Genomic DNA, 5789 nt, shown 5'->3' on the forward strand with positions numbered 1-5789 from the left:
GTTTATTTGACTCTGAGAGTCTTTAGAAAATGCGAATTTTAGAACAATGGTTCTGGAAGTCTCATGCTCTTTAACAATTTGGAAAGCTGACTGATTGATTACTTACGAGTAATTCAATCAAATTTAAAAGTTCTCAATGTTTATCTTTATTGATAAACACAACAAACACATTCAAGTGTCTTGTATTCGAATCAAACGTTAGTTTGATTCACAATTGAGTCCGGCAAACAGTTATCAAGAATTAACCCTTCTTGATGACAACCAAAAACCTTGGTTGTTTGAACATACATTAAGACCCTTTCGGGTTGTATGGTTAAGTGACTAAGCGTACACGGTGGATGCCTTGGCAGTCAGAGGCGATGAAAGACGTAATAACTTGCGATAAGCCCAGATTAGGTAGTAATAACCTTTTGAGTCTGGGATTTCTGAATGGGGAAACCCACGTGCAYAAGCACGTATCCTGTTGTGAATACATAGCAACAGGAGGCAAACCGGGGGAACTGAAACATCTAAGTACCCCGAGGAAGAGAAATCAACCGAGATTCCGAAAGTAGCGGCGAGCGAAATTGGATTAGCCCTTAAGCTTTTAATGATGCAGGTGAAGRSTCTGGAAAGTSYCGCAAYAAAGGGTGATAGCCCCGTAACCGACACATCATAATCAGTGAAATCGAGTAGGGCGGGACACGTGATATCCTGTCTGAATATGGGGGGACCATCCTCCAAGGCTAAATACTACTGACTGACCGATAGTGAACCAGTACCGTGAGGGAAAGGCGAAAAGAACCCCTGTGAGGGGAGTGAAATAGAACCTGAAACCGTGTACGTACAAGCAGTAGGAGCACCTTCGTGGTGTGACTGCGTACCTTTTGTATAATGGGTCAGCGACTTAATTTTAGTAGCAAGGTTAACCGTTTAGGGGAGCCGTAGGGAAACCGAGTCTTAACTGGGCGTACAGTTGCTAGGATTAGACCCGAAACCAGGTGATCTAGCCATGGGCAGGTTGAAGGTTGAGTAACATCAACTGGAGGACCGAACCGACTAATGTTGAAAAATTAGCGGATGACTTGTGGCTAGGGGTGAAAGGCCAATCAAACCTGGAGATAGCTGGTTCTCCCCGAAAGCTATTTAGGTAGCGCCTCGGACGAATACTACTGGGGGTAGAGCACTGTTAAGGCTAGGGGGTCATCCCGACTTACCAACCCTTTGCAAACTCCGAATACCAGTAAGTACTATCCGGGAGACACACGGCGGGTGCTAACGTCCGTCGTGGAGAGGGAAACAACCCAGACCGCCAGCTAAGGTCCCAAAGTATAGCTAAGTGGGAAACGATGTGGGAAGGCTCAGACAGCCAGGATGTTGGCTTAGAAGCAGCCATCATTTAAAGAAAGCGTAATAGCTCACTGGTCGAGTCGGCCTGCGCGGAAGATGTAACGGGGCTAAGCTATACACCGAAGCTGCGGCTACGTACCTTAGGGTATGTGGGGTAGGGGAGCGTTCTGTAAGCCGTTGAAGGTGGTCTGTAAGGGCTGCTGGAGGTATCAGAAGTGCGAATGCTGACATGAGTAACGATAAAGGGAGTGAAAAACTCCCTCGCCGGAAGACCAAGGGTTCCTGTCCAACGTTAATCGGGGCAGGGTAAGTCGACTCCTAAGGCGAGGCCGAAAGGCGTAGTCGATGGGAAACGGGTTAATATTCCCGTACTTCTTACAATTGCGATGGGGGGACGGAGAAGGCTAGGTGGGCCTGGCGACGGTTGTCCAGGTTCAAGTATGTAGGCGGAAAGTTTAGGTAAATCCGGACTTTCTTAACGCTGAGATACGATGTCGAGCTACTACGGTAGTGAAGTCATTGATGCCATGCTTCCAGGAAAAGCCTCTAAGCTTCAGATTGTAAGGAATCGTACCCCAAACCGACACAGGTGGTCGGGTAGAGAATACCAAGGCGCTTGAGAGAACTCGGGTGAAGGAACTAGGCAAAATGGTACCGTAACTTCGGGAGAAGGTACGCTCTTATCAGTGAAGTCCCTTGCGGATGGAGCAGACGAGAGTCGCAGATACCAGGTGGCTGCAACTGTTTATTAAAAACACAGCACTGTGCAAAATCGTAAGATGACGTATACGGTGTGACGCCTGCCCGGTGCCGGAAGGTTAATTGATGGGGTTAGACTTCGGTCGAAGCTCTTGATCGAAGCCCCGGTAAACGGCGGCCGTAACTATAACGGTCCTAAGGTAGCGAAATTCCTTGTCGGGTAAGTTCCGACCTGCACGAATGGCGTAATGATGGCCACGCTGTCTCCACCCGAGACTCAGTGAAATTGAAATCGCTGTGAAGATGCAGTGTACCCGCGGCTAGACGGAAAGACCCCGTGAACCTTTACTACAGCTTGGCACTGAACATTGAACCTACATGTGTAGGATAGGTGGGAGACTTTGAAACCGCGTCGCTAGATGTGGTGGAGTCGTCCTTGAAATACCACCCTTGTAGTTTTGATGTTCTAACGTYGGTCCCTGAATCGGGATTACGGACAGTGCCTGGTGGGTAGTTTGACTGGGGCGGTCTCCTCCCAAAGAGTAACGGAGGAGCACGAAGGTGGGCTAAACACGGTTGGACATCGTGTGGTTAGTGCAATGGCATAAGCCCGCTTGACTGCGAGAATGACAATTCGAGCAGGTGCGAAAGCAGGTCATAGTGATCCGGTGGTTCTGAATGGAAGGGCCATCGCTCAACGGATAAAAGGTACTCCGGGGATAACAGGCTGATACCGCCCAAGAGTTCATATCGACGGCGGTGTTTGGCACCTCGATGTCGGCTCATCACATCCTGGGGCTGAAGTCGGTCCCAAGGGTATGGCTGTTCGCCATTTAAAGTGGTACGCGAGCTGGGTTTAGAACGTCGTGAGACAGTTCGGTCCCTATCTGCCGTGGGCGTTGGAAAATTGAAAGGGGCTGCTCCTAGTACGAGAGGACCGGAGTGGACGAACCTCTGGTGTTCGGGTTGTCATGCCAATGGCATTGCCCGGTAGCTAAGTTCGGAATCGATAAGCGCTGAAAGCATCTAAGCGCGAAGCGAGCCTTGAGATGAGTTTTCCCTGRCGCTTTAAGCGTCCTAAAGGGTTGTCGTAGACTACGACGTTGATAGGCAGGGTGTGTAAGTGCTGCGAGGCATTGAGCTAACCTGTACTAATTGCCCGTGAGGCTTAACCATACAACACCCAAAGGGTTTTGGAWTGGACTCAAGATACATCAGACCTTGAATGAGTTTGAAGAGAYAGACTTTTAAATACAGTTTTCCGAATTTTAAAATTTGCTTGGCGACCATAGCATTGTGGACCCACCTGATCCCATGCCGAACTCAGAAGTGAAACACAATAGCGCCGATGGTAGTGTGGGGTTTCCCCATGTGAGAGTAGGACATCGCCAGGCTTTAAATTTAATCTTTAGATTGACCRATCTAGAGATATGGACGCTCACCTAGTGAGTTGACCACTGCGGAGTGGTAGTTCAGTTGGTTAGAATACCGGCCTGTCACGCCGGGGGTCGCGGGTTCGAGTCCCGTCCACTCCGCCACTTATACTAAGCCCAAGTCGAAAGACTTGGGCTTTTTTACGTCTGGAATTTGGTTGTTCATAGTGTAATCTACAGATCTTCCACGTTTATTGCCTATCAATAGCACTCAATCAAACAGTACTTTTCTCCTTAATCGTCCTAGAACACGTTTCTTTAGTGTTAAATGATAATTACTTTCATTAATTGCTAGAATGTTAGCAATTATTACAGGTGGTTACTCAAAATGCATATCTCTCGTCGTCACTTTATTCAAAGCTCGTTAGCCGTCGCTACGGTTACAATGTTACCCGCATGTTCAGTTAAACAATCAACTGATACTGAAGGTCGTTACGTTTATGATTTGACTGCCGAGCCATCAACAGCAGAGGTTGTCCCTGGGTATACAACAAATGTGTTAGGTTTTGACGGTAAGATCCCCGCTCCTACTATTCGCTGTCGCCAAGGTGAACTCGTTACAATCCGTTTTACCAATAAACTCAATGAACCTACGACTATCCACTGGCACGGACTGAGAATTCCAATTGGAATGGATGGCGTCCCTTTCCTTAGCCAGCCTCCAATAATGCCCGGTGAAACATTTATTTATGAGTTCACTCCACCTGATGCGGGTACATTCTGGTATCACCCACATGTTAACAGTGTTGTTCAGTTAGGCATGGGGTTGGTTGGTGCAATTATTGTTGAAGAGTCGACGCCTGTAATATTCGATGAAGAGCATGAACTGGTGCTAAAACATTGGCATTTAGATAAGAAAGGGCAATGGAAAGATCTCATGATTCCGCGTTATAGCGCGCGTATGGGGACGCCTGGAGAGTGGGGTACTGTTAATGGTGTTCATCACCCTGAATATACCTTAAGAGAAAATGCTACTACTCGTCTTAGAATCGCCAATGTTGATAATACTATTACCTACCCAATATCTATTGAAGGCGCAGAAGCTTGGATTATTGCAATTGATGGTAATCCTATACTTACACCTCGAAGGCTAGGCCGACATAAGATAGGTCCTGGGATGCGAGTGGATCTCGCGATCGTTGCTCCTAAAGCCGGAACAACCGTGACCGTTCAACACATGAAAGGTGAATTCCCATTCAAGCTTTGCCAGTTTAATTGTATTAAGTCTGATCTGATGGGATTTCCGGAGCTTCCTAGGTTGCCTTTAAACCCTGTTCCCCAACTAGACTTGGAAAATGCTATCGAGCTTGATTTTGTTTTTGAATGGGAAGGTGCAGTTACGCCTGCAAGTAAAACAGGTAAAGCCGTGCCTAAATTTTGGCTAATGAATAAAAGGGCTTGGGAAGGAATGAGTAAAGACAACATTCCTGAGCCATTAGCGAGATTGGAATTAGGGCGAACCTATATTTTTGATTTACGAAACGTAACTCAGTACCACCACCCAATTCATCTCCATGGTCATACATTTACAGTATTAGAACTTGATGGTAAAAAGTTAGACGAACCATTTCACACTGATACTGTTTTGCTAGGAAAGAATGGTCGTGCTAAAGCGGCATTCGTCGCTGATAACCCCGGCCAGTGGATGTATCATTGTCACGTGATTGAGCATATGAAAACAGGGCTAATGGGATTTATTGAGGTTAGCTAAAGTGACTCCTGTAACTTTTTTAAACTATATTGCTTTGCTGTACTTTATTCGAAGCTATTTGCGAAAATTTATTTAGGATCATGGGCAAAATAAGCCGTTCTCACATACAATTCAGAAAACTTATCGTAAGGGATACACATGGGGCAATTTTCAATTTTGGGCTTTATCGCTCTAGGGGGCGCATTTGGAGCTTGTTCCCGTTACCTGATTTCAGAGTTATGCGTATCATTATTTGGTAGAGGTTTCCCATACGGGACTTTAACTGTAAACGTCATTGGCTCATTAATGATGGGTTGCTTGATCGCAGCTTTTGAAAATGGTTCATTGGCTACGGAACCGTGGAGGCAGATTATAGGTCTTGGCTTTCTTGGTGCGTTGACCACCTTCTCAACTTTTTCTATGGATAACGTTTTGCTGATGCAACAGGGCGCATTTTTTAAAATGGGCTTGAATGTTTTGCTTAATGTTGTACTAAGTATTTCTGCAGCATGGATTGGATTTCAGCTACTGATCAAGTCTTGAGCAAGAAATGAACAAATAATTTACAAATAGGCTTGGTAATTCCAAGTCTATTTTTTATAATGAACAAACTTGTCGGAGTGCCATATGGCTGAGAC

Annotated in this window: 2 protein-coding genes, 1 tRNA gene and 2 rRNA genes; all 5 read left to right on the forward strand. The window is 46.2% G+C overall.

The window, feature by feature from the left end; all coding sequences use genetic code 11:
* Positions 1-311: 311 nt before the first annotated feature.
* The 5 genes from L4C33_RS19045 (at position 312) to crcB (ending at position 5694) form a co-directional block, all read left to right on the forward strand.
* Positions 312-3204: ribosomal RNA gene (locus L4C33_RS19045) — 23S ribosomal RNA — on the forward strand.
* Between the two features lie 102 nt (positions 3205-3306).
* Positions 3307-3422, forward strand: a 5S ribosomal RNA gene (gene rrf / locus L4C33_RS19050).
* Between the two features lie 67 nt (positions 3423-3489).
* Positions 3490-3566, forward strand: a tRNA-Asp gene (locus tag L4C33_RS19055).
* A gap of 223 nt (positions 3567-3789) precedes the next feature.
* A complete protein-coding gene (locus L4C33_RS19060) occupies positions 3790-5172 on the forward strand; it encodes a multicopper oxidase domain-containing protein (RefSeq protein ID WP_428813986.1) in 1383 nt (460 codons plus the stop codon).
* 138 nt (positions 5173-5310) lie between these two features.
* Complete coding sequence (gene crcB / locus L4C33_RS19065) at positions 5311-5694, forward strand: fluoride efflux transporter CrcB (protein WP_428813987.1); 384 nt, start codon at positions 5311-5313, stop codon at positions 5692-5694.
* The last annotated feature ends 95 nt before the right edge of the window (positions 5695-5789 follow it).

The sequence above is a fragment of the Vibrio makurazakiensis genome (assembly GCF_050337375.1).
Taxonomy (GTDB): domain Bacteria; phylum Pseudomonadota; class Gammaproteobacteria; order Enterobacterales; family Vibrionaceae; genus Vibrio; species Vibrio makurazakiensis.

Bases quoted from the DNA above. Each gene is read 5' to 3' on its own strand.
- crcB (WP_428813987.1), top strand. From the start codon at position 5,311: ATGGGGCAATTTTCAATTTTGGGCTTTATCGCTCTAGGGGGCGCATTT.
- L4C33_RS19060 (WP_428813986.1), top strand. From the start codon at position 3,790: ATGCATATCTCTCGTCGTCACTTTATTCAAAGCTCGTTAGCCGTCGCT.